Origin of the sequence: Rothia sp. HMSC078H08 (assembly GCF_001808955.1) — a bacterium.
GTDB lineage: Bacteria > Actinomycetota > Actinomycetes > Actinomycetales > Micrococcaceae > Rothia.
Genome location: NZ_KV795257.1, coordinates 196,552 through 220,745 on the forward strand (window position 1 = coordinate 196,552; position 24,194 = coordinate 220,745).

Annotated in this window: 15 protein-coding genes; 5 read left to right on the forward strand and 10 right to left on the reverse strand. The window is 57.9% G+C overall.

All coding sequences use genetic code 11. From position 1 onward, the window contains the following. Positions 1-136: 136 nt before the first annotated feature. Complete coding sequence (locus HMPREF2528_RS07650) at positions 137-1,843, reverse strand: potassium channel family protein (RefSeq protein ID WP_070543627.1); 1,707 nt, start codon at positions 1,841-1,843, stop codon at positions 137-139. A gap of 221 nt (positions 1,844-2,064) precedes the next feature. On the opposite strand from HMPREF2528_RS07650, the gene HMPREF2528_RS07655 reads away from it, so the two are divergent. The 3 genes from HMPREF2528_RS07655 to HMPREF2528_RS07665 all read left to right on the forward strand — a co-directional run bounded on the left by HMPREF2528_RS07655 (position 2,065) and on the right by HMPREF2528_RS07665 (position 7,413). Beyond that, positions 2,065-3,009, forward strand: coding sequence for a hypothetical protein (locus HMPREF2528_RS07655; RefSeq protein WP_070543629.1), 945 nt, complete (start codon positions 2,065-2,067; stop codon positions 3,007-3,009). Between the two features lie 142 nt (positions 3,010-3,151). Next, the gene (locus HMPREF2528_RS07660) at positions 3,152-4,147 is read left to right on the forward strand and encodes a restriction endonuclease (RefSeq protein ID WP_070543631.1); all 996 of its coding nucleotides are present in this window, start codon (positions 3,152-3,154) and stop codon (positions 4,145-4,147) included. A 356-nt stretch (positions 4,148-4,503) separates the two neighbouring features. Continuing rightward, on the forward strand, positions 4,504-7,413 hold the full coding sequence (locus HMPREF2528_RS07665; RefSeq protein WP_070543633.1) for an FAD-binding and (Fe-S)-binding domain-containing protein: 2,910 nt from the start codon (positions 4,504-4,506) through the stop codon (positions 7,411-7,413). Between the two features lie 78 nt (positions 7,414-7,491). Here HMPREF2528_RS07665 and HMPREF2528_RS07670 read toward each other — a convergent pair whose 3' ends face one another. The 8 genes from HMPREF2528_RS07670 to HMPREF2528_RS07705 form a co-directional block, all read right to left on the reverse strand. Beyond that, positions 7,492-8,073 carry a hypothetical protein gene (locus HMPREF2528_RS07670; RefSeq protein WP_044142733.1) on the reverse strand — a complete coding sequence of 194 codons (582 nt, stop codon included), beginning with the start codon at positions 8,071-8,073 and terminating at the stop codon, positions 7,492-7,494. Between the two features lie 42 nt (positions 8,074-8,115). Further along, positions 8,116-8,382 carry a hypothetical protein gene (locus HMPREF2528_RS07675; protein WP_005508789.1) on the reverse strand — a complete coding sequence of 89 codons (267 nt, stop codon included), beginning with the start codon at positions 8,380-8,382 and terminating at the stop codon, positions 8,116-8,118. A gap of 819 nt (positions 8,383-9,201) precedes the next feature. Then, positions 9,202-11,049 (reverse strand): AIPR family protein, encoded by a 1,848-nt coding sequence (locus tag HMPREF2528_RS07680; RefSeq protein ID WP_044142736.1) that lies wholly within the window; start codon positions 11,047-11,049, stop codon positions 9,202-9,204. 190 nt (positions 11,050-11,239) lie between these two features. Further along, entirely contained in the window at positions 11,240-13,273 is a 2,034-nt protein-coding gene (thrS, locus tag HMPREF2528_RS07685) for a threonine--tRNA ligase (RefSeq protein ID WP_070543634.1), read from the reverse strand. A gap of 131 nt (positions 13,274-13,404) precedes the next feature. Next, on the reverse strand, positions 13,405-13,830 hold the full coding sequence (locus HMPREF2528_RS07690; protein ID WP_070543635.1) for an ArsR/SmtB family transcription factor: 426 nt from the start codon (positions 13,828-13,830) through the stop codon (positions 13,405-13,407). A gap of 129 nt (positions 13,831-13,959) precedes the next feature. Next, entirely contained in the window at positions 13,960-16,674 is a 2,715-nt protein-coding gene (locus HMPREF2528_RS07695) for a Rib/alpha-like domain-containing protein (RefSeq protein ID WP_070543637.1), read from the reverse strand. 870 nt (positions 16,675-17,544) lie between these two features. Then, positions 17,545-18,435 carry a fumarylacetoacetate hydrolase family protein gene (locus tag HMPREF2528_RS07700; RefSeq protein ID WP_005505816.1) on the reverse strand — a complete coding sequence of 297 codons (891 nt, stop codon included), beginning with the start codon at positions 18,433-18,435 and terminating at the stop codon, positions 17,545-17,547. A gap of 109 nt (positions 18,436-18,544) precedes the next feature. After that, the gene (locus HMPREF2528_RS07705; RefSeq protein ID WP_070543639.1) at positions 18,545-19,243 is read right to left on the reverse strand and encodes a lipoate--protein ligase family protein; all 699 of its coding nucleotides are present in this window, start codon (positions 19,241-19,243) and stop codon (positions 18,545-18,547) included. Between the two features lie 388 nt (positions 19,244-19,631). Here HMPREF2528_RS07705 and HMPREF2528_RS07710 point away from each other — a divergent pair, with 388 nt between their 5' ends. Both HMPREF2528_RS07710 and HMPREF2528_RS07715 read left to right on the forward strand, forming a co-directional pair. Continuing rightward, complete coding sequence (locus tag HMPREF2528_RS07710) at positions 19,632-21,131, forward strand: anion permease (protein ID WP_070543641.1); 1,500 nt, start codon at positions 19,632-19,634, stop codon at positions 21,129-21,131. A 207-nt stretch (positions 21,132-21,338) separates the two neighbouring features. Beyond that, positions 21,339-22,838 (forward strand): glycoside hydrolase family 1 protein, encoded by a 1,500-nt coding sequence (locus HMPREF2528_RS07715; RefSeq protein WP_070543774.1) that lies wholly within the window; start codon positions 21,339-21,341, stop codon positions 22,836-22,838. 186 nt (positions 22,839-23,024) lie between these two features. Here HMPREF2528_RS07715 and HMPREF2528_RS07720 read toward each other — a convergent pair whose 3' ends face one another. Further along, complete coding sequence (locus HMPREF2528_RS07720) at positions 23,025-24,182, reverse strand: GNAT family N-acetyltransferase (protein ID WP_070543643.1); 1,158 nt, start codon at positions 24,180-24,182, stop codon at positions 23,025-23,027. Between the last annotated feature and the right edge of the window lie 12 nt (positions 24,183-24,194).

Genomic DNA, 24,194 nt, shown 5'->3' on the forward strand with positions numbered 1-24,194 from the left:
ACACGTGGGCTCGGCACCCAAACCCACCGCCACAACGGGTACGCGGTGTGGGTTTGAGTGCCGAGCCTCAACCGAACTGTCATATATGCGCTGCTATCTGCGCTACCACAGCCCAGCTACTGTTCGCAGGCTCCTATTATTTGCGGGAACGCAACGAGAACTTCTCGCGAATAATCGTGAACGTCTGGCGGGTCTCCTCCAGCAGGGCGACCGGCTCCTGCTCGCGCACCGCAACCTCATGAGATGCCGAGGAGTCGGCAGGTTCACCAGCCCGCGCGGCGCCGGGTGCGGTGTTCGGGGTAGCCTCCGCAGAAGCTGCCGCAGCAGCACCCGGAGCGCCAGGAGTACCAGGGGCAGTAAAGCCCGCGGCGGCGCTGAAACCGGCGCGGCGTGCCGCCTCCGCCTCCGAAGGAACCGGGTGCACACCGTCTTCATCCACGACCTCACGCAACGTATAGTCGCGGGCTTCACGGCGCGCATACTCACGAGCCAGCAGGGCACGCAGCTCAGAAATTTCCTGGCGAAGATCGTCCACGTCAGCCTTGGTTGCGGGGTACTCCTGCTCCTCCCTGCCACCAATCTTTTCGATAATCCAGCTGGCGAGCGCACCGGTCGCGACCGCGACCATACCCACGCCGTACAGCATGACGACCACTGCGATAACCCTGCCGATACCGGTGATCGGGTAGACGTCGCCGTAACCGACCGTGGCGAGGGTCGTGAACGTCCACCAGTAGGCGGTGGGCAGGTCACGGATCATCGCGCCCGGCTCGGAGGACTCCACCGAATAAATCGCCAGGGCGAACATGATGATGAAGATCGCGGTGTATCCGAAGAGCTTCACCGCCAGCTCGGAGAGCCTCTTATATTGGCGGTTGGTGGTCAGGTGAATCATGGCGAGGAAGCTAACGATACGCCACGCTGGCAGCAGCACAATCGCCAGGTTCATCAGGTTATGCGTGATGAAGTAGAGTCGCCGTGGCGCCAGGTACAGGCGAATGCAGTAGTCGGCGGCGAATAGGCCCCACAGAATCAGCTGAAGGATGTTGAGGTACCCGTCGTACGGCTCCTGGATGCGCGTGCTCATGATGGGCGCGGCAAACGCGAGCAGGTACAGTACGGACGCCACGAACATGGGTCGGGAGGAGCGTTCCTCCCACGCCGCCAGGTTCTTCTCGCCGCGGTACTTGCTGAGCGTGCGGAACAGGCGGGTGCGCGGGGCGCGACGCGGCGGGTCCGTGACGGTGCGGGTGACCGTGCGGATGGTCGTGGTGTGCGTTTCAGGTTCGCCCGCGTCAATAATCTCGGCGGCACTATCAGGGTTACCCTGGGTGCCTGCCTTCTGGGTGCCAGCTTTCTGGTCGCCCTTGCCGTGCGGGTGATGCGTGGTGCGGGTGATGCGACGCTCCTCGCGGTGCGTACCGTCCGGCGCGTCGGTGGTGGCGTACTCTTCGACGACCTCTTCGTAGTCGTCGTCGGGGTCCAGGTCGGTGGAGTAGACCGCACGGCTGCTGTCCAGGCGCATGGCATCAACGTGCAGGGCGGTTGCCCCCGCGGGGGTAGATGCGGCGGGGCTGGACTCTGCGGGACTAGTTGCTGCACTAGTTACTGCCGGGCTAGCTTCTGCGGCGGTACTCCCCTGCTTGGCACTCTCCGGCTTGTCGTTCTCCGACTGAGCACTATCTGACTGGGTGATATTCTGCGCAGCGCCTTCAGATGCGGCAGTTTCAGGGCGCACGGACGCACCCGCCGGATTGTCCGCCTCCGATGCTGAGCCTGACGTATTGGGTGCTGTACTGCTCTCTGCCGCGTTATTTGCCTGGTTCTGTGCCGCCTTATCCATAGTGTGAATGATACTCCGCGCTGTTGCGTTTGCGTTTCTATTTCGTTGCACTGTGACCTTTAGGGGCGGTCTTTACGCCGCGCCACGGTCTTTGCACTGCGGGCATTTAACCTGACACAATATGTGGTGTACCTATCACGTCGGTTGCGCTATCCAGCTGTATTACTGCCCCGCAGTGTTACTGCCCCGCAACGTTGCCGCCCCGCACATCGGAGTGCCTCATGCCTTCACACACCACCGCTTTCTTCTCCCGCCAGCCGAACTTCCGTCAGTCGGGTTCTCGTCAACTGAGCTTCCGTCAGCTGGGCACGAGCCTCTGCTTCTCCGGTGCGCTCGCCACCGCCCTGGGCGGATGCGCCACCCTAAACTCCTCCCCTTCTGCGTCTGCTGAGGCTTCATCTACGCCGACTGCGGCGAGCCACGCGACGGCGCCGGTGCTTCAGGATTCTGAGGGTTTCCGTCTGTTTACGGGTCGCGGCCCCGTTGAGGAGGCGGTTTTTGAGGGCCCAGCGGCGCCCGCCTCCTATTCGTATGTGGAGTTTGAGCGTCGCGGTGAGCCGGAGGGCACGATGAAGGTTTCTGTCTCTGACGGTTCGGGCACTCAGGTTGAGGTGGTTGCTGGCGGTTCGGGTGAGGGTGCGGGCGTGTGGGTTCGTAATACGGCGAGCGCGTCGGCGCCGAGCCCTTCTAGTTCCGGCTCTTCTGGTTCCGGCTCTTCTGGTTCCGCTAAGTCTGCTGGTGCGGTGAGTGTGCCGTATAGTTCGGCGCGTGTGACGGCTTCGACCTCGCAGTTGACTGATGATGCTGAGTGGATGGTGTCGGTTCGTGCGGCGGGTATTGATTCTTCCGGTGAGTTTGAGGCGCCTGATGGCGTGCCACTGACGAGCCAGAGCGCTGAGGTGGGCGAGATTCAGATGCAGGGCAGCCGCGGTTTTGTGCACGATATGGGCGGCGGTTCGGTTGCGGTGGAGAACCGTTCGGGCGCGAAGATGATGGTGTATTGTGCGGGTGTGGATCGTAAGGAGCGTAGTGTGCCTGCGGGTGGGCGTGTGTTTGTGGAGGATTTGGGGGTGCGTGCTTCGGCGGGTTCTCCCCTGTTCTGTGGTGTGGTGACTTCTGATAGTACTGCCAGCTGGAATGTTACGGCGCTCGGCGGCCGCGCCTAAGAGCAACCACGCCTCGGAGTAGCCGCAGCGCGAATAAAGCCTGTACAAGGGAAAACGGGTGCCTCTGGTAACGATTATCTTTTGTATTAGAGGTATATTAAGAACGGACTACCCGCCGTTATTAATCAATGGAGATACACCTATGACCGCTCAGTCGCCTGATACGACTCAGGTTGAACTTCCCAAGTTCTACGAATTCATTCCCGGCATTCTTGCCTATCTATCTGACGGCAACCCCCGCACCAATAAAGAGATTTATAGCGCTGTAGCGGAGCGCTACCCGCTTTCTGACGAGCAGCTGCTACCCTACCTGCCGAACGGCAAGCGTCCCGTTTATGTGGACCGTATTAGTTGGGGATTGACCTATCTCAAGATGTTCGGTGCGGTTGATTCCCCTCGCCGCGGTCAGCAGGTTATTTCTGACGAAGGCTTGAAGCTGATTGAAGCCCATCCTGGGGGCATCCCTGATGATGTCGTCGCACATATCGTTCGTTCCGCCCGCAGCACGCGTGAGCGTTCCCAGTCTGATAGTTCCGAGCAGGACCCGCAGGAAACCCCGAAGACCGTTGCCAAGACCGTTACCGTCACGACTGCCCCCTCTGAGGTATCTGATAGCACCCCGCAGGAACTCATTGATGAAAGCATCACTCAGATTGAGTCCGCGCTGACGCACGATATTTTGGAACGTGTCCGCGCAATGTCTCCGACTGCTTTTGAGCATCTGGTGGTGGATGTTCTGTTGGCGATGGGCTACGGTGGCCCGGCAGGACGCGGCACCGTTACTCCGGCTTCCAATGACGGCGGCGTGGACGGAATCATTGACCAGGATGCGTTGGGTCTTTCAAAGATTTATGTCCAGGCTAAGCGTTACGCCAAGGACAATGTGGTGGGACGCCCTGCCCTTCAGAGCTTTGTGGGCGCACTGCACGGCAAGGCAACGCAGGGAGTGTTCATCACGTCGAGCTCCTATACGTCTGACGCACGCACCTATGCGGAGGAACTTGGTGGCGGAGTTTCCCTCGTTCTGATTGATGGTGAGCACCTGGCGCGCCTCATGATTAAGTACGGTGTTGGTGTACAGGTAGCACGTACGTACACCATCATGAAGCTTGATGAGGACTTCTTCGACGAAGCCTAAACGTTACACAAGCGTGGGGCGGAAAGCATGTAGCTTTCTGCCCCACACTTTCTTTTTGGGCTAGCCGCCTTTTTGGTTAGCCACAGGAATGTTACGGCCCTCGGCGGCCGCGCCTAAGAGCAGCCACAGCGTTCAGAGTGTGGTGGGTGCGCCTCCGCAGGCCCGGGCGTATTTCCCCCGGAAAACCAGCAAATACGCGGCAAACCTGCCCATCAGCACGGTGTATGACCCACCCCCTTTATGGTGACAAGTAGTCGCCAAGCTTAGCCATAGCTAACAGGAAAAGACGGTGTTCAAGAGCAGATACTGGGATAAGGACAGCATTCACACCCTTCACCAGTAAGGAAGCTCAGATCATGACCACCGTTGTGTCAAACACGTCCGAAGCACTCAAGTCCCCCTACGAGGACACACTCAAGCGCCTACTCTCCGATGCGCGCGCCGAGGCAGTCGAATCCAGCGTCTCCGAACTGGAGCGCCTGGCAATCGCACACGACGCATCCCACTACCTCCTCGTTCCCGCGGGTCTGGTTCGCCCCGACTCTGCCGAAGACGTCGCCAACATCTTCCGCGCAGCCGGCGACCTCGGCCTGCCGCTGACCTTCCGCTCCGGCGGCACCTCCCTCTCCGGTCAGTCCAGCGGCGACGGCCTCATGATCGACACCCGCCGCCACTTCAAGAAAATTGAAGTCCTTGAAGACGGCAAGAAGGTTCGCGTGCAGCCCGGCGCGACCATCATGATGGTCAACAACTACCTGGCACCCTACGGCTACAAGCTCGGCCCCGACCCGGCATCCTGGTCCGCCTGCACCGTCGGTGGTGTGGTCGCGAACAACTCCTCCGGCATGTCTTCGGGCACCAAGTACAACACGTACAACACCCTCGACTCCATGGTGTTCGTGCTGCCCAGCGGCACCATCATTGACACCGCAGAACCGGACGCCGACCAGAAGCTGCGCTCCCTCGAACCTGAACTTCACGAGGGCCTGCTACGCCTGCGTAAGCGCGTCACCGAGAACCCCGAATCCATGGCGAAGATTCGCCAGCAGTACTCCATGAAGAACACCATGGGTTACGGCCTGAACTCCCTGGTCGACTTTGAAACCCCCGTGGACATTCTGCAGCACCTGCTGATTGGTTCGGAAGGCACCCTCGGTTTTGTTGCTTCGGCAACCTACCGCACCCTGCCGATTCTGAAGAACATTTCTACCGGCCTGCTCGTGTTCGACAACCTGATTGATGCTGCACGCTCCGTGCCCGAACTGGTTGCTAACAAGCTCGCTACCGTCGAGCTGATGGACGCCACCAGTATTCGTGTGGCTCAGCGTACCGGTCAGGCTGCGGAGGCGCTCGCCGCCATCGACGTGAAGGACCACGCCGCCCTGCTGGTTGAGTTCCAGGGCAACTCCGAGCAGGAGCTGAGCGACTTGGCTGCCGCTGCGGCACCCATGTTTAAGAGCCTGCCGGTGGCTTCGCCGGTGTCGATGACCAGCAAGCTGTCTGAGCGTAACGCACTGTGGGCGGCACGCCGCGGCCTGTACACCACCGTTGCGGGTAACCGCCGCTCCGGCACTAACGCACTGCTGGAAGACGTGGTTGTTCCTGTTGAGGTTCTGGGCAACACCTGTAGCGACCTGACCAAGCTGTTCGACGCACACGGCTACCAGGACTCCGTGATCTTCGGCCACGCGAAGGACGGTAACATCCACTTCATGCTGAACGAGCAGTTCCGCGACCCGAAGCAGCTGGACCGCTACCGCGAGTTCACCGAAGAAATGGTTCAGCTGATTCTCGGTAACGAAGGCTCGCTGAAGGCTGAGCACGGTACCGGCCGTATCATGGCTCCGTTTGTGAGCCGCCAGTTCGGTGACGAACTCTTCGACGTGATGCGCCAGATTAAGCGCCTCATTGACCCGAAGGGCTTCATGAACCCCGGTGTTCTGCTGGTTGAGCCGGACACCGACTACGTGACCGACCTGAAGGTCGCTGAAACCGTCGAGGAAGAAGTCGACCGCTGTGTGGAGTGCGGCTACTGTGAGCCGGTCTGCCCCTCCCGTAACCTGACTTTGACCCCCCGTAAGCGTATTGTGCTGCGCCGTGAGATTGCTGCCGCTGAGGCGAACGGCGATCACGAGCTCGCTGAGCGCCTGCGTAAGGAGTACGAGTACTACGGCATTGAGACCTGTGCTGTGGACGGCATGTGCCAGACCCGCTGCCCCGTGAACATCAACACCGGTGACCTGATTCGCCGCCTGCGTTCCGAGAACCAGGACAAGCTGGCTGCTACCGGCTGGAAGATCGCCGCGCAGCAGTGGGGCATCATGGACAAGGTCGCCGGTAAGTCGCTGACCGTGGCGAAGAAGCTGCCGTTCCCCGTGGTACACGGCACCACCAACATTGCCCGCAAGGTCATGGGTGACGACATGGTTCCTTCCTACAAGAAGGACCTGCCGGTTGGTGGCCCGGCACGTAAGCCGCACAAGGACGCAACCGCTGAGATTGTGTTCTTCCCCGCCTGCGTGAACTCCATGTTCGGCGGTGTGGACGGCGACGGCAAGCACGACCCGGTCAACGCAACCCAGGCGTTCATCCGCCTGTGCGAGCGTACCGGCGTGAAGTACCGCATCCCGGACAACATTGGTGAGATGTGCTGCTCCACCCCGTGGAAGTCGAAGGGCTTCACCGACGGCTACTCGATCATGAGCGACCGTGTGCTGAAGTCCCTGTGGGAGGCTACTGACGGTGGCCGCCTGCCGGTCGTGTGTGACGCTTCGTCCTGTACTGAGGGCCTTGAGGTAATGCGCAAGAAGGTTATTGAGGCGCTTGAGCACAAGATCGTGAACGGCCTGAAGCCGGGTGAGCCGGACTACTCGCGTCTGCGCATGTACGATGCGGTTCAGTTCGCCGCCGATAACATGCTGGACAAGCTGACCGTGTCCGCTCCCCTGCCGTCGATTGCTCTGCACCCGACCTGCTCCATGACTCACTTGGGTACTCAGCCTGCGTTTGAGAAGATTGCGAACGCGATGAGTGACGACGTGTACGTGCCGAAGCACTGGGGTTGCTGTGGTTATGCGGGTGACCGCGGTATGCTGCACCCGGAGCTGACGGCGAGCGCTACGGAGGCTGAGGCTTCTGAGCTGAGCGAGCAGAAGCAGTTCGCCGCATACATTTCGGCGAACCGCACCTGTGAGCAGGGCATGACGGAGGCGACCGGCCACAGCTACCAGAACGTGCTGCAGCTGCTCGAACGCACCACCCGCTAACGGGTTGAGCGCATAAGCTGACGAAAGAAGGGACCCGGCGGGCTATCTTATGTGATAGTCCGCCGGGTCCCTCGCTAATCATTTATTTTTGAACGACCACATTCCGCTAAATATCGCAATAAATGCAAGTGGTATATACACTACATAAACCCCTATATACAACATCAGCACAAGCATGCTCTCCAATACTTCAGAACGCGACTTCTTATCCCGTAAACATGTCGGATTCTGCTCTGAAAAAGATAAAGCCGCCAGAAAAATTAAAGAAAAAATCCCCAGAAAATTAAATGCATGAAAATCCCACAACGTAAACACCCATAGCGTAAAGGCTACAATCTGCAGCCCTCCACTCCTGATCTGCTTCATGGAAATAGCACTAACAAACATGCATATCCATCCAAAAATACAAATTATACTCTGCGACCCGGACAAGGGTTCTTGCTGAAGGAAAGTAGCAACATCGGCAACTGGCTTAGCTAGAGCGTCAAAATGAACCCATTCAAGAAATTTTGAAATACCCATGAGGCCGCTCAGTCCTGTATGGTTCCAGAGAGAGTAAATTACCGACATAGAGTAAGCAGATACGAAAACGCAGAAAGCTTTCGAGAAAAGGTTTTTGTCTGCTATATATTTTGCTGTGGTTTCCATATTAATAGCCACCAAATTCTCCTCATAGAAATTCTTGAACGATAGCGCAGATATTTATATATCTGTATTGAAAAGGCGGGCGCGAAGCTCCCCGTCAGCCTCTGTCACGATAATGACCGGTTTACCGCCCGCAACCTTGCGTGCACGGTCGAGTACGTCAGCCTCATCTTCGCCGGGAGCAACGGGGATAACATGGCACTCCCCTCCCGCCTTCTGCGCAGCGAGCGCAACAAGTGCCTTGTGTTCCGGGTTTCGGCGAGCAGACAGGTTGAAGCGTCCCGCGATGCGAGCTCGTTCTTTCATCACTTCAATGCTTGCCATTCTTCAATCCTTTCAAATGCGCCTTCTACGATAAAGGCTGCTACTTCTTCATGAACCAAACTTTGCTTCCCGAAGAACCTGGCAGGCTATCCAATCGGATGACCCGCCGGGCCTGTTTTCGTCTGTCGCAGCATCTATTTTCGACTATTAAATAGTCCAATAATCAATACTGCTATTGAGATGCCATAGAGAATTCCAAGCACCAGGTCGCTGACATTTGACACTACATTCAAGATAATTGCCAGGATCAAGAACAGCATCCCGACAGGAACATACTTATTCGACTTCATACGCTCGTGCTCCCTCAATAATCAATAGCGATACATCATTTTCAGGACCATCCAGCTACCCTTTTTCTGAATGACTATGGACGTTCGCCTTACTACCACGCTAGCACTCTGGAGCTAAAAACTCCCCTCACAACACAACTTTATGCACCCAACCGCACTCCCCCACCCTCGCCCCCTCAAGACGCACAAAAAACCACCCCCTCCGCAGCTTGTCGCCGCAAAGGGGGGGTGGTTTCTATATATCTGTATACAGATTCAGTGCAGATCCGCCACCTGAAACTAACAGTTGTTAGACGCACCGACGATCCCACATCTTTACCTCAACTACCTATACACTGAATGACAACGACCTCTCAACACATCTATATGGCTATGAATGAAAAGCAGTCAAACTATTTAGTCAGTTGGGATATATTTTTACAGCCCTTCAAATACTTAAACCTATTAAATTAATAGTATTGTAAATAATCATAGGATCCCCAATAGATTATTGCCAAATAAACTAGTAGACCCACACTCATCTAAGGCATTAGACAATTTTTATTTTTTCCTTATCGATCTCTGCTTCAATTTCACTATCCAGGAATTCTTTAAACTCTTTAGAAATAAGTACACGATAGTTAATCTTTCGACCAACATCACCATTTTTAACCTCTTCCTCATTCTTTTTACCTTCTTCTTCATTCTTTTTATTAATATATTTTTGAACCCGAGAATCCAAGAAGTCCTCTAAGTAATTAATGGTTTTAATTTGCAAACCCCCTACTTTAAATTTATTTCCAACATAAATTGTATAGAGTTTTCGCTGAACACTTTTAACCCCCTTTTCTTCATAATAATCCGACACCTTAAAATAAAAGTCTATATACTCTTTCACATTTTTAAAATCCAGGCCATCATGAAAAATCGACTTATAGTCTTTTCCAAACAATGCTCGCTTATTGTTACTAGCTTTACCTGGTTCACCGCGCATAATTGCCATAAGTATTTGAGCCGCTAACTCCATGTTTATATCACGATACCCGGAGAAAGATTCAGACTTTCCACTTTTTCGCACGTAATTATATTGAAATTGCCTCAAATAATAATGCAGTGAAATTTGAATGGGATCATTAGCATGCAGATCAGCCGGCTTGATAGAATTCTGACTATTTGTATATTTCGCAATTTCGGCGCCTAATGAATATTCAAGCTCCTCCTTCTCCCCTTCAGGTTTTGCCAATCCCACCGAGTAGGCACGGACAAGAACGAAAGAATTTTTTAACGACTCTATCTTTTTACCAGTCTTATCCTCAGAATTCTCAATATATTCATAGACTGAGTTTAGAGTTTGACCACCATTAACAATTTGAAAATTCTCCAAAGTGATAGTACTAACATCAGATGGCATATTCGCTCTCGAATTAACACTATCCGCAATAATTGTAATTCCGTTATTATATGCAAAAAATCTATCTCCGCTTTCTCGAATTGTATCAATTATGTCTTTATTATATTTAGTGCGACCTAAGTAATTTCTAACATTGTCCTCCAATAGAGATTTATCCATTTCTATTTTATTCAAATCATCAATATTTATTTCGGCTACTTCTTCCCCTTCTTCTCCTTCAAGCAGTCGATAGGCTTGATTAGTACAAGTTATTCTCATCAGCTCGAATAGGGATGCAATGAAGATACACGATTTACCCAGCTTTTCTCCAGTAGTTTCATATTCAATTACCTGATCTTTTTTAACTTGAATAACTGCCGACGTATTCCGTGGGTCATTGGTAATTCTGTTCACGATATCCTCTAAACACATCTCAGTTACTTTATATTCTTCAAATCCACTAAATATATTTTTATTTGCTCGAATATTATTATTCGAGACAAAATATATTTCTATGGTGGATACAGGCTTCCCATCCATTAATTTCTTAATATTTTTAATAGCTCGTGAAGAGTATTCATATTCTGGGTCCTCTTCAATCTTGGCCAAGCGCTCGCTACTAATGTGGTTAATAAATTTCACCGTCGAATTAACATCATCTTCAGTTAGCGATCCTTTTGACCTATAGTTATCTTTATATTTAAAGTTAAAAAGACTAATTTTATACCCATCACCATCTTTTTTTATATGGTAAGCATCCACTCCAAGATCATTTTTATTAGGATTACCTGTGGTCCTTCGAATATAATCGGTGTCAATAATCATATCTGATATTTCTTTAATATCCTTGACACCAGTAATACTACTTAATATAAAGAAATAGAATCCTAGACGCTCTCTATCCTTGGTGGCTATTTCTTCTATATTCTTAAATATTCCAGATTTCTCCGCATTATTGTATGCTTCGAGGCTAGCTTTTTCAACAATTCGATAATTGCTTATAGTCATATAAGTCTCCCAACTTAAAGGAACTTCCATGAAAAATGTACTTACTAACTTATTTTGAAAACCACCCCTCCGCAGCTTGTCGCCGCAAAGGGGGTGGTTTCTATATATAGGGTCGGTACAAGTTCGCCGGCTTAGCCAACCACAGTTATCTGTGTCTAGCCGCGCCGGCGAACCCGCATCCTAACCGCTACTACTCAGCAGCCTCCGTGCTGGGCTTGGGGTCTTCGTTCACGCGGTTGCGGATATGCTCCACAATACGTGCCACAGCCTCATCCACAGGCACACCGTTCTCCTGCTTGTTGCCGCGGAAACGGAACGAAACAGCGCCGTGCTCCGCATCCTCACCGCCAGCAATCAGAATGAACGGAACCTTCTCAGTAGACGCGGTACGAATCTTCTTAGTGAAGCGGTCCGAACCGTAATCCACCTCAACACGCACACCGTGCGCACGCAGCTTATCCGCGATCTCAGTCATGTAGTCGTTGAACGCCTCAGCCACCGGCACACCAATGACCTGGACCGGCGAGAGCCATGCCGGGAACGCACCCGCATAGTGCTCGGTCAGCACACCCAGGAAGCGCTCAATCGAGCCGAACTTCGCCGAGTGAATCATGACCGGCTCCTGCACGGTACCGTCCGCAGCCTGGTACTCCAGACCGAAACGGCTCGGCTGGTTGAAGTCATACTGAACGGTCGACATCTGCCAGGTACGGCCGATAGCATCCTTCGCCTGAACCGAAATCTTCGGGCCGTAGAACGCAGCACCACCCGGATCCGGGACGAGCTCCAGGCCGGTCTCCTTCGCAACCTGCTCCAGAACCGCGGTAGCCGCCTCCCACTGCTCATCAGTACCGATGAACTTATCCTTCTTATCACCCTCAGTGTCGCGGGTAGACAGCTCAAGGTAGAAGTCAGTCATGCCGAAGTCCTCAAGCAGGCTCAGCATGAACTTCAGCAGGTGACGCACCTCGTCCGGTGCCTGCTCCTTCGTCACATACGAGTGCGAGTCGTCCTGAGTAATCATGCGCACGCGGGTCAGGCCCTGCAGCACGCCGGACTTCTCGTCACGGTACACGGTGCCGAACTCGAAGAAACGCAGCGGCAGCTCACGGTACGAACGGCCACGAGAACGGTAAATCTCGTTGTGCATCGGGCAGTTCATAGCCTTCAGACGGTAATGACCGTTATCCAGCTCCATGGGCGGGAACATACCATCCGCATAGTACGGAAGGTGACCAGAAGTGTAGAACAGGTCTTCCTTCGAAATGTGCGGAGTGCTGACGTACTGGAAACCCTCCTGAATGTGGCGGGTACGCACGTAGTCTTCCATCTCGCGCTTAATCACGCCACCCTTAGGGTGAATCACCGGCAGGCCGGGGCCAATGTTCTTCGGGAAGGAGAACAGGTCCAGCTCACGGCCCAAGCGGCGGTGGTCACGGCGCTCCGCCTCAGCGATGCGCTCCTTGTACGCCACCAGCTCGTCCTTAGTCGGCCAAGCGGTACCGTAAATACGCTGCAGCATGGGGTTCTTCTCAGAACCGCGCCAGTACGCGCCACCGGCACGCATCAGGGCGTAACCGTTAGCAATCAGCTTAGTGTTCGGCAGGTGCGGGCCGCGGCAGAGGTCCTTCCAGACGGTCTCACCGGTCTTCGGGTGCACGTTGTCGTAAATGGTGATTTCACCCTCGCCGACCTCCACGGATGCGCCCTCGGCAGCATCCGCACCAGAACCGGGGCCCTGGCTCAGGGAGAGCAGCTCCAGCTTGTACGGCTCGTTCGCCATCTCGGCGACAGCCTCATCGTGGGTGACCACGCGGCGGCGGAACAGCTGACCGGACTTGATGATCTTAATCATCGACTTCTCGATCTTCTTCAGATCTTCCGGGGTGAACGGCTCAGCCACATCAAAGTCAAAGTAGAAGCCGTCAGTAATGTACGGGCCAATGCCCAGCTTGGCGTCCTTGCGGTACTCCTGCACCGCCTGCGCCATCACGTGCGCAGCGGAGTGGCGCAGCACGTTCAGGCCGTCCGGTTCGTGAATGAAAACCGGCTCAACGGAATCGCCAGCAGACAGCTCGTGGGAGAGATCAACAAGCACGCCGTTCACGCGTGCCACAACAATCTTCGGGTCGTCAGCGAACAGCTCAGCGGCAGTCTTCGCGGTGACCTCGCGCTCCTCACCGGAAACGCTAATAACAATTGCTGAAGAATCAGCGGCAGACATAAGTCTCCTTAACTCAGGCGCTCGCGGCCGCTCGGGGCGCCGCGGGTGCGCATACTATTCCGCACTGTACTGGTGCACGGACACACACCATCTTACAACGGCTCCCAGGCAACGCTCAGCTTGAGGGCGGACTAGTCCGCATGATGCTCACGCGTATGCTCGTGAACGTCCGTCACAATGTGACTAATGTGATGGTCCTTCAGGCGATAAATCGTGGTGCGGCCGTGCTGCTCGCGGTCAATCACGTGCGCCTCACGCAGGATGCGCAGGTGATGCGAGGCGAGCGGCTGCGAAATACCCAGGCAGGTGTGCAGCTCGCTCACGCTGTGCGGGCGGTGCACCAGGTGGTGCGCAATGGCCAGGCGCAGCGGGTTCGCGAGCGCCGAGAAGATCGCCACGGACGGGCCGAACTGCTCCTCCCAGTCCTTGGGGCCGCTCCCTTCGAAGAGAGGCGCGTTGGCGGGCGCCTCGTGGGTATGGTCCGATGCATGCTCGTGGGCATGGTCAGTGTGGGTGGTGTTAGTTTCGGTCTGGTCTGTGTGCTGGCTCTGAGTCATAGTATTTTCACCTTATGTACAGGAAAGGGGGCACGTCAAGGAAGTTACGCCTGCACGGCGTGCTTTCTTGAGCGTGCCCCTCTCCCCTATGTGCGCTGATGCTCGCGGGTATGCAACCTTAGCAGGCCTTTAGCGGTTGGCGACTGCCACCTGCAGGTAACCTTCAGCGGACTTTACGCCCTTGTCGGTCACTGCGCGGTAGCGGACCAGCGGTGCGAAGCCCTGCTTATTCTTAGCAGATACCGCGATGCCCTGAGTGCCGTCGGGCAGGGTCACCACACGATAGGTGCCGTATTCGTCGCTGTAGGAGCTGACGACCTGGCCGCGTTCGTTGAGCAGCTCCAGCTTCTTCACGGTCTCACCGCGGCTGTACGCGCCGAAGGATGCTTCGTCGTTGTTCAGGACTGCCACGTTCTGGGTGGTACCCGAGTACAGGGAGACGGAGTCCTCACGCGCGATGGGGCTGTTCTTGTCGACCACGTGCACCTTCAGCGGGATCGAGTACAGCTGTGCGGCTGCGCCCTTCTTCGCCTTCACATCGGACATGCGTGCGGGTGCCTTGCCGGTGCGGTTCACGGTGATGTTCGTGCCGTTGTCGCGGCGCAGGTCCCAGGTGGTGCCGGTGACGTCGTGGGTGTTCAGGTCGATCGAGTAGGTGCCGGTCTTGCCGTTGGAGGCAAAACGGATGCCGGTCTCCGCGCTGGAGAACTGGCCGCCAGCAGTGTTGACCTTCTCCTTGTTGACCCAGCGGCTGGGGCGGAAGTTCGGGGTCTGCTCGATTTCCTGGAAGTTGTAGTCGCGGGCGTAACGGTAGTTCGGGGAAACCTTGTGCGACTGGTGAACGCTCTGCGCGACTGCGGTTTCGCCGGCGTAGACGGTGGCGTGGTGCTCGGCGGGCTGGTAGATCACGCCGGAGCCGGTGCCGGTCTTGCCGTAGGAATCCGAGGGGTACTTGAACTTCACGGCGTCCGAAGCCTGGTTCACTGCCGCGTTCTGAGTCTCGGCATCGCTGATGCGGTCAGCCTTGGGGGCACGCACGGCGGAGCGGCGCACGGTCACGGGGCGTGCAATCTTGTGCGCGTCAGCGTTCGAGTCGGCAGCCTGGTTGTTGCTCTGCGGCAGAACCTGGGTGCCCTCGCGGCGTGCAGTGTTCTCAGCGGACTCGGTGTAGTTCACGGGCATCCACTGCACCTGCTGCCAGGGGAACTGGTTGCCGGTGAAGCCGCTGGGCACGAAGTTCGCGAACATTGCCGCCAGCTGCGGGTCTTCCTTGTACACGTTCTTACCCTGGCGGGCGTAGGGCGCGTAGGAGCTTGCCGCCTCCAGGTTGAATGCGTTGGTGAAGAGGTTGTGGTCCGTGAGGATGAAGCCGTATTCCTTCATGGCGGTCAGAATCATGCGGCTGAGCTGGTCGTCAGCGTGGCCGGTGTTTGCCAGGTGCTCTTCCACATCAAAGCTGGCGGGCAGGAAGCCACGCTGACCCGCGCGGGGTGCGTTCGGGTACTTGCTCGCGTCAATCTTGCCGTCGGTATCCTTCGCGGGGAAGGAGGAGACCAGTGCAGCGTAGTCAGCGGCGGTGATGGACACCATGTGGTTGATCTTGCCTGCCTTGAGCTCGTCCACACCAATCTGGGTGAGCTCGTTTGCCAGACCCACCACGGAGGAGGTGCCGTTCTTGAGGGTCAGCCAGTAGTTGTCTTCGCCCACGCCGCCAAAGTTCGGCTTAGCGAGCATGTAGCCGCCGGAGGACACGTGGTAGGTTGCCGGGTAGTCAACCGCGACGGGAATGTCCACGGTACCGCGGGTGCCTGCGGGAATCTTGTAGGTAATCTCGCCGGTGGTCTCGTTGATGGACGCGCCGGGCACGTTCTTTGCAAGGCGGAACTTCGCGCCGCGAGCAATCGGGTAGGAGGTGCGGGCGTTGCCGGACTTCACGTCAATGCTGACGGGCGCCTTGATGGTGACGGTCTGGCCTGCGTTGCCGCGGCCAACGTTGTCGTACTGAATCTTGGCGCTCTTGGGGGTGGACGCGTTGCCACCGCCAACCTGCACGCGGGCGGTGCTGGTGTAGGTCTGTGCGTCTGCGTCCTTGACGAACTTGAAGTAGGAGCGCCAGATGCCGGTTGCTTCGTCGTAGAGGGCGACAGACTGGTCGCCGGAGAGGCCGTGGTCCTCAGCGAGCCACTTGGGGATCGGGACGCCGCCGGTGAGGATGCGCTTGTTCTCTGCGTTGGCGTTGACGCGGCCATCGCGGGAGACGACCTCGACGTACTCCTGGTGCGGGTTCGCGGAGTTCACGGCGAGGGTCGGGATGTTCTCGTGGCCGCCGACGGTCTGGGTGCGGTCCTTCTTCACGGTGCCCGCGTTGATGGCGGTGGTGACGGGGTGGTTGCCCGCATCGGCACTGTATTCGAGGAAGGTGCGGCTGATTTCGCTACTGTTGGCGGCGACAGCTTCGGTGCCGGTGAGCTTCTGGGCTGCGAAGGAGTCGCTGGCGAGTTTGCCGCTCAGGGGCGAGGTGTTCTCGGTGGCGGTCAGCTGCTCCTTGGTGAGGGAGGAGTTGACCGGTGCGAGAGTGTCGATGGTCTTCGCCTGCTGGTCGGGGTTCCAGTAGCAGGTCGGGCCGGGTGCGACGTTGGTGATGTTCGCGAGGGTCGGCACGGTGCGGTAGCCTGCGTCGACGCAAGTGGTACCGGATACGTTACGGGTGGAGGCGGTTGCACCGAAGGTAGCGGGGAGGTTCGCGCCGGTGATGACGGTTGCCAGTGCTGCGGAGGCAGCGATGGTGGCACGGCGGCGGTTTGCCGGGCGCTGTGCCGGGTTTTTGGATGCAGTTATGGTCATGTTTTTCTTCCGTTCGTGTCGGCTTGTTTGAGTGAGTGCGTTTGTATGAACAAACACGGACGTGAGTGAAATATTCATCTGAGGGTGTGCCCGGGTGGGTCCTGATCTTCTGGCAGGAATTCTCAGGAAACTCTCAGATAATCCCCATACCCTACATAGTCTTTTGGGTGAACGCAAAACGAGTTTGTGATTTTGGGCACCGATTTTTTGATAAAGGTTCAGGCTTAGAGTCATACCTCCTTACACCTTTGTGTATTTATTGGTGTTTGAAGACATGGAATTTGCACCGCGGTGTTTAGGCTTTACTCCTAGTCAAGCGATGGTGATGTGAAGAAAACGAAAAATGCGCACGGGAAACTAAACCTTAAACCTTGAAGTTCCCTGAAAGACGCGCCAAAACTTCCTGTTGAATTTCTCACATGTGACCACAATCTGGGATTCTGCACTGAGAACAGATAGCATCTCACGCACCGACATGAGCACCCAACCACCCCTCAAAGAGCGATTTCTGGCAATCACCCACCCAGCAGGGGCACCCTGCGCTTCACCTCGCTGACCCCTCAAAACCCACGTAAAACCCTAAAATTCACGTAAAAGTTCAAAGTTTCTATGTGTTTGTCAGCGTGTAACCATGCAAACGCACCACTCCCCCACACGGGGTGCCGCACGCAGCTCCCAGCAACGAATCCAAGCCACCCACCGGGGGCTTTATCAACACAAAAAGCACTCCGCATGTGCCTTAAAAACACATGCGGAGTGCATAAGTATTCATTTTTGGGTGCCTTGCGGTGCACCCAACAGCAGGTGCCGCGCCCGCCTCCGTGGGTTCAGGTGGGTTCAATAGCGGTTGCTCACAGAGCTACCAGATAGCTACAGCGCGCCCGCCTCCGAGCAGACATTCACCAACTCACCAATGCCCTCAATACGGGTGCGCACCGTCTGACCCGGCTTCAACCACTGACGCGGATGCAGCGACAAACCAACCCCGGCCGGGGTACCCGTCGCCACCAGGTCACCCGGCTCCAGGGTCATAAACCGCGAAATATAGGACAGCAGCTGCGCCGGGGTAAACACCATATCCGCCGTCGTGCCGCGCTGACGCACCACGCCGTCCACCTCACAGACCAGCTCCAGGCCGGCAACCGGGTCAACCTCATCGGGGCTCACAATCACCGGACCAAACGGAGTCATCGCATCCCAGTTCTTACCCTGGAACCACTCCGAGGAACGGCCCTGCCAGTCACGCACCGACACATCATTCATGACCGTGTACCCCATCAGAGCCTCAAGCGCCTGCTCCTCCGTGGCGTTACGCAGGCGAGCGCCCACGACCAGGCAGAGCTCAACCTCCCAGTCGACCTTCGTGCTGCCGGTGCCGTCGGCGGCGGGCATGCGGATCTGCTCACCGGGCCCAATCAGCGCGTTCGGGAACTTCGCGAACAGCGCCGGATGCTCGGGCACCTCAAGGTTCATTTCCGCGGCGTGGTCGCGGTAGTTCAGGCCGGCGCACACAATCTTGCCGGGCTTATCCAGCGGGCGAATAAAGGGTAGGGAGTTCCACAACTCCTCGCCGTGGCCCATGACGGTCGCGCCGTTCTCCTTCAGGATTGCCACGGCGTTCTTCGGGTCGCCAAAGTTCAGGCGGAACCGGCTGTAGAAATTCAGTAGCGGGCTGAGCTTCGCCGGAAGTTCGTACACGGTCTCTTCAAAGAAGCAGACCGCGCGGCTGCCCTTCGAGTCTTTAATCTGTGCCCAACGCATGGATGCTCCTTCGCTTCAGGTCGGATAAATCAGTGGGGGTAAATCGGGTGGGTTTAGGGGTAAAAGTCAGAGATAAAACGGGCTGGTGAAAGCGAGCCCGGTGAATCACCTAGTGAAAACCGTTTTGGGCGTAGACCTCAACGATGGCGTCTTCCAGGTCTTCCATGAGCAGGTTGGGGTTCGCATCCTGCGCCGCGCCGACCGTGGCGGGGTCGAGGTCCATGCCGAGGGCACGGTAAACGTCCGCGGTGACCGCCCGCAGCGGCGCAGAATTAGAGACCACGATACCGGTGCTGAACCACCAGCCGCCGGTCACCACACGCTGGGCGGTGCCGACCAGTTTAATGCGGCCACCACCGGCGGAGGCGGGAAGCTGCGCGTGCACCGAATACTCGCCGGGGCAGTACTCCCCCGGGATCTCGCCCATGCGCGCATCCACGCCGACCTCGCGGAGCGCCTGCGCGTACATGGAACCGAACAGTTCGTAGCGTAGGGTGTTGCCGCTGCGGGCGTCGGAGGCGGGCTGAAAATGGTCCACGACCAGGCACCCCTGATGGTAGGCGGCGGCATGCCCGCCGACCTTGCGCACCAACACCTCAAAGCCGTGCTCGGCGCACGCCGCGGAGGCTTCCGCGAAGCCGGGGTTCAGTTCGTCACGGCGGCCGAACGCGACCGTCGGGTTCGGCTGATACATGCGCAAGGTGGCTTCTCGCTTGCCGGTTGCTACCTCGCGGAGCATCTGCACCGTCTGGTCGTGGTGAATGAGGATATCGCCGGATTCGGGGCCGGTCTCTCGAATAATCTGCACGTTCCTATTTTACGGTTGCGCCGGTCACTACGGTGCGTGGTCGGTGGGGCGTCTCAGGAGCGACCTGTAGGCGCCCCAGAGGCAGCCCGGAAGTAGTTCAGGAGGCGGCACTCCCCCGCTACGCCTCACGCCGATTCCCCCTGAATCTGTGCAAAGTCATCGCCGACGCCCCGCGGAATCCCAGCCGCCGATACGCCCGGTCATATTCACATTTTTTATGCCGATTTTCTTCACTCCGTTAATCCAACCCATTACGATTAAAAAACTACGTGGCATCCCACACATTGCCATAAGTACACAACACAGCATGACAACGCAGAAGAAACGCGCACACCGTGACGGCCCACCCACCACGGACCAAACTGTACGTTTCATAAGGAGTACGGACATGACACAGTCCACCAACATAGCAGCAGCCGCTGCCGCATCCAATCCGGAGGTGAACGGCCAGGAGGTGAGCGCAGCCCGCAAACAGCGAAACAAGCTGATTCTGCACGTTGCCATCATCCTCGCCGCGACCCTCGCCATCTGGTTCGTTCCCGCCCCCGAAGGCGTCGACCCGCGCGGCATGCACATGCTCGCCATCTTCGTCGGCACCATCCTCGGCCTGATCCTGCAGCCGCTGCCCACCCCGTCCGTGGCGCTCGTCGGCCTGGGCGCCGCAATGATTACCGGCACCATGGCGGCAAAGAACGAGGCACTGACCGGCTTCGGCAACTCCTCCATCTGGATTATCGTGGCCGCCTTCTTCATCGCCGACGGCTTCCTCATCACCGGCCTGGGCAAGCGCATCGCACTGCTGTTCGTGCGTGCGCTCGGCAAGTCCTCTCTCGGCCTGTCCTACGGTATGGCAATCACCGACCTGGTCCTCGCCCCCGCCACCCCCTCCAACACCGCGCGTGCCGGTGGCGTGATTTACCCGATTATCCGTTCCCTCTCCGAGGTCAACGGCTCCACCAACGAAACCCCCGAATCACGCCGTAAGCTCGGCTCCTACCTACTCATGACTGAGGCGCAGGTCAACACCATCACCTCCGCCATGTTCCTGACCGCAATGGCGGGCAACCCGCTGGCGCAGAAGTTCGCGCACGACCACAACATCAACCTCGACTGGGGTACCTGGGCCCTGGCCGCCATCGTTCCCGGTCTTGCCGCGCTGATTGTCATGCCGTGGATCATGTCGAAGATTTACCCGCCGACCATCAAGAAGACCCCGGACGCACCCGAGCACGCCCGCCAGGAACTGCACGAAATGGGCCCCATGAGCTCCAAGGAATGGATTATGCTCGGCACTTTCGTGCTGCTGCTGGTCCTGTGGATTACCGGCACCGCCCTGGGTATTGACGCCACCAGCGCCGCATTCTTCGGCATCGCAATTCTGCTGGTGACTAAGGTCCTGACATGGAAGGACATGGCGAAGAACTCCAGCGCATGGTCCACCCTCATCTTCTTCGCCGTGCTCGTCGGCATGGCAGACCACCTGAAGAAGCTCAAGGTCGTCGACTGGATCGGTCAGCAGGCGGCGCACAGCGTCAGCGGCATGGCATGGCCCATGGCGTTCGCGATTCTGGTTCTGGCGTACTTCTTCATCCACTACATGTTCGCTTCGAACACCGCCCAGATTGTTGCACTATACGCAGTATTCCTCGGTGCGGCGGTAGCTGCCGGTGTTCCGCCGATGTTCGCGGCGCTGTTCCTCGGCTTCATGGGCAACCTGATTGGCGGCATCACCCACTACGCCTCCGGTCCGGCGGGCGTGTACTACGGTTCCGGCTACTTCAGCGTGGGCGAATGGTTCAAGATCGGCTTCATGGCTGCTATCGTGAACCTCGTCGTCTGGGGTGCGGTCGGTACCGCGTGGCTGTTCGCGCTCGGCTTCGCCAACTAGTAGCGCAGGCCCCGCGGCGGCCTAGCTCAGCGTAAAAGCACTGCGTAAAAGCACTGCATAAAAGCCCGGTGTTCTGCACATGAATTTTCGTGTGAGAACACCGGGCTTTTACGCGCCCGCTAGCGTCCCAAAACAGCGCAAATCCTAGTATTCCCCCACCCCCTCCGCTAGGGTAGAAGAAAATCCTAAAGCACCTTGGAGGATGCCGTGCATCAGGACCAGCACATCACCGCCCAAACCACCGCGCTACCCAGCGTCAGCGCTGAACAGCCCACCAACCCGGCGCTGACCGAGCCGCAGCCGCTCGGCGCGTTCCCCGCCGGTTTCCTCTTCGGAGGCGCCACCGCCGCCAACCAGTTTGAGGGCGCCTGGAACGAAGACGGCAAGGGCCCCAGCCTGCAGGATGTGCTGCCCGCCGGCGGCCTGTACCCGCGCACCGCGGAACCCACCGAGGACAACCTCAAGCTGGAGGGCATCGACTTCTACCACCGCTACCGCGAAGACATCGCCCTGCTCGCGGAGATGGGTTTCAAGGTCTTCCGCTTCTCCATCGCCTGGTCGCGTATCTTCCCCCGCGGCGACGAAGAAACCCCGAACGAGGCGGGCCTCGCTTTCTACGACCGCGTGCTTGACGAGCTCGAAAAGCACGGCATGGAACCGCTCATCACCCTCAGCCATTACGAAACCCTGCTACACCTGGTGGAGCAGTACAACGGCTGGACCAGCCGCGAACTCATCGGCTTCTACGAACGCTACGCCCGCACCGTATTCGCCCGCTACGGCAAGCGCGTGAAGTACTGGCTGACCTTCAACGAAATCAACTCGATGCTGCACCTGCCGTTCATGTCCGGCGGTATTAACACCCCGGCGGATCAGCTCAGCGACGCCGACCTGTACCAGGCGATGCACCACGAGCTGGTCGCCTCCGCACGCGCCACCGCTGCGGCACGCGAACTGGCACCGGGTGCCCAGGTCGGTTGCATGATTCTTGCCATGCCCACCTACCCGCTCACCCCCGACCCCACCGACGTACTCGCCGCCATGCAGACGGAGCAGGCGAACTTCGCGTTCGGTGACGTGCACGTGCGCGGCGCATACCCCGGCTACTTCCTGCGTGCCCTGCGTGAGAAGGGCGTGGAGCTGAACGTCACCGAGCAGGACCGCGAGGACCTGAAGAACACCGTGGATTTCGTGTCGTTCAGCTACTACATGTCCACCTGCGCGACCGGCGACCCGGCACGAGGCGAGCGCGGCGAGGGCAACATCCTCGGCGGCGTGGCGAACCCGACCTTGCCCTCCAGCGAATGGGGCTGGCAGATCGACCCGACCGGCCTGCGCGTGGTCCTCAACCAGTATTGGGACCGCTGGCAGAAGCCGCTGTTCATCGTGGAGAACGGCCTGGGCGCCCGCGACGAACTGGTCGAGGTGAACGGTGAGCTCACCGTGGAGGACGACTACCGCATCGACTACCTGCGCCAGCACCTGCACGCGGTACGCGAGGCGATTGAGGACGGCGTGAACGTGCTCGGCTACACCACCTGGGGTTGCATCGACATGATTAGCGCCTCGACCGCGCAGATGTCCAAGCGCTACGGGTTCATCTACGTGGACCGCAACGACGATGGCTCCGGCACCCTGGAGCGCTACCGTAAGAAGTCCTTCCACTGGTACCGCGAGGTGATTGCCAGCAACGGCGCGGAGCTGTAACCTGTCAGGTTCTACCCCCGCCCCGCGAAACTAGCACGCGAAATTCACGGCGCGTGAAACTCAGGCCCCCTCGTAAGCCTGAGCCCCGCGAAACCAGCGACAAAAGGCCCCCGAGACTCTGAATCTCGGGGGCTTTTGCGCATGTCCGTTATGCCTAGCGCGGGCAAATCTAGTCTGTAAGCAAACCTAGTCCATGGGTAGGTCATTCAGGCTGGTGGACACGTACTCCCACCAGGTCGGCACCAGCCCGGCGTTCATCGCGACCCTCTGCGAGAGGATGTGCGAGGGGCTCGTACCGTAGAACGGCAGGTACCCTTCCGCCAGGGTCAGACGTGCGGCATCACGCACCAGCACGCTGGCGATGCCGGCGCCGCGCCAGGCGGGCAGCACATCGATACCGATTTGGCGCATTATCGGCGAATCGTCGCTCACACCCACGAGGGCGATAGGGTCTGCGAGCGCGGCGCTCTCCCCCGCCGCGGGTACATCAGCTGCATCCTCTTCCACCGGGTATGCGGCGAGCACCAGCACATCCGGGCGGGTCACGCTAAAGCCCAGCGCATTCGAGTAGCGCTTATCCCCGCGGAAGCGCTCAATCTGCTCAGCGTCCAGCAGCTCCACGCGCAGGTGGGTTACGCGTGCCTGCGTGTCCTGCGGGTCAACCTCAAGCGCCCCCGCGGAGGCGTTTGCCTCCCTGCGGATGGTGCGCTCGCCGGTGATTTCGGCAAGCAGCGCCGCCTTCAGTTCGGCGGGGTCAACGCGGCGCATCATGCCCATACCGGGCACGGCACACTTGACCTCCTGCGCCTGCACGCCCTCGGGTACGACCGAGTTCAGCAGGGCGCGGCCGGGCGTGTAGTAGATGCTCGTGCCGCTGACCTGCTGGGTGTAGGGGGTGAGCAGTTCGTTGAGCTGGCGCAGCTGCGCGTAGTCGCCGAGCCAGTTCGACTGGTCGCCGAGCATGTAGTCGATAGCCTTGTCCAGCACGCGCGGATGCTTGGCGCAGAGAATGCCGACGCTCGCGTAGTTGGCGACGCGCAACTCCCAGATGTCGTCGTTGCGGCGGCGTGCGGCGCCCATCTTCTCGGAGGGCGGCTGCACGGTGGCGAGTAGCGGCAAGCTTTCGGCTTCCGGGTAGTCGCGTAGCTCCTCGAGGGCGCGACTAATCGAGCCGGGCGCCTGGCAGAAGTCAGCCTCCAGCTGGGTATGCAGGATGTGCCGCGCACGGTCCACGGTGGTCACAGCTCCACGATTCACGACGCCACGGTTCACAGCACCACGGTTTACAGCTCCACGGATTGCTTTAGCTCCCCGGGCAGATTCGGTTCCTTGAGTATCAGTCACGTAGGTTTCCTC